1 rRNA gene is annotated in these 1,664 nt (G+C 47.6%); it reads right to left on the bottom strand.

Annotated features, from left to right (window positions below):
• Window positions 1-82 precede the first annotated feature (82 nt).
• A 16S ribosomal RNA gene (locus PG914_RS06870) occupies window positions 83-1,591 on the bottom strand.
• Between the last annotated feature and the right edge of the window lie 73 nt (window positions 1,592-1,664).

The raw sequence follows: 1,664 nt of genomic DNA, 5'->3' as shown, positions 1-1,664 counted from the left end.
GAGTTACTAATTAAAGTCTCTCAAAACTGAATATGATGAACAAAAGAGTTTTTGCTTATTTGTAGTAAGCCTTTCTCCTTAGAAAGGAGGTGATCCATCCCCACGTTCCCGTAGGGATACCTTGTTACGACTTAACCCCAATCATGGACCCTACCTTAGACGGCTCCCTCCCTTACGGGTTAGGCCACCGGCTTTGGGTATTGCCCACTTTCGTGGTTTGACGGGCGGTGTGTACAAACCCCGAGAACGTATTCACCGCGATATGCTGACTCGCGATTACTAGCGATTCCGACTTCATGAAGTCGAGTTGCAGACTTCAATCCGAACTGAGACTGCTTTTATGAGTTTCGCTCCAGGTCACCCTTTTGCTGCTCTTTGTATCAGCCATTGTATCACGTTTGTAGCCCAGGTCATAAGGGGCATGATGATTTGACGTCATCCCCACCTTCCTCCAGTTTGTCACTGGCAGTCTCGCTAGAGTCCCCAACTTAATGATGGTAACTAACGATAAGGGTTGCGCTCGTTGCGGGACTTAACCCAACATCTCACGACACGAGCTGACGACAACCGTGCACCACCTGTATCCATGTTAACCTCCGCACTTATTTCTAAGCCATTGCATGGTATGTCAAGACCTGGTAAGGTTCTTCGTGTATCTTCGAATTAAACAACATGATCCACCGCTTGTGCGGGGTCCCGTCAATTCCTTTGAGTTTCATACTTGCGTACGTACTACTCAGGCGGAGTACTTAATGCGTTAACTGCAGCACTGACCCTTAGGGCCAACACTTAGTACTCATCGTTTACGGCGTGGACTACCAGGGTATCTAATCCTGTTTGCTCCCCACGCTTTCGTGCATCAGTGTCAGTAAAGACCCAGTAAGCCGCCTTCGCCACTGGTGTTCCTCCATATATTTACGCATTTTACCGCTACACATGGAATTCCACTTACCTCTGTCTCACTCTAGCTAATCAGTTTTCCTAGCATCACAGCGTTGAGCACTGCACTTACACCAGAAACTTAATTTGCCACCTACGCACCCTTTACGCCCAGTAAATCCGGATAACGCTCGCCCCCTATGTATTACCGCGGCTGCTGGCACATAGTTAGCCGGGGCTTATTCATCTGGTACCGTCAATTTGGTTATTTTTCTTCCCAGATAAAAGAACTTTACATTCCGAAGAACTTCTTCGTTCACGCGGCGTTGCTCGGTCAAGGTTTCCCCCATTGCCGAAAATTCCCTACTGCTGCCTCCCGTAGGAGTTTGGGCCGTTCTCAGTCCCAATGTGGCCGTTAGACCTCTCAGTCCGGCTACGCATCATTGTCTTGGTAGGCCGTTACCCCACCAACTAACTAATGCGCCGCAGACCCCTCCTAACTCGATAAATCTTTAAATGTCCCAAGATTCCTCAAGACATCCTATCCAGTATTAGCTCCAGTTTCCCGAAGTTATCCTCGAAGTTAGGGCAGGTTATCTACGTGTTACTCACCCGTTCGCCACTCCCTAGTATTGCTACTAGAGCGTTCGACTTGCATGTATTAGGCACGCCGCCAGCGTTCATCCTGAGCCAGGATCAAACTCTCCATTATATGTTTTTGTTTGATATAGCTCTTTTTTTGTTTTTTGCTTCTTTGTTCATCATCATTCAGTTTTCAAAGACTT

The organism is Acholeplasma sp. ORD1043 (genome assembly GCF_057808485.1).
The sequence above is the reverse complement of the archived record's forward strand: the minus strand, read 5'-3'. Positions and strand labels throughout refer to the sequence as shown.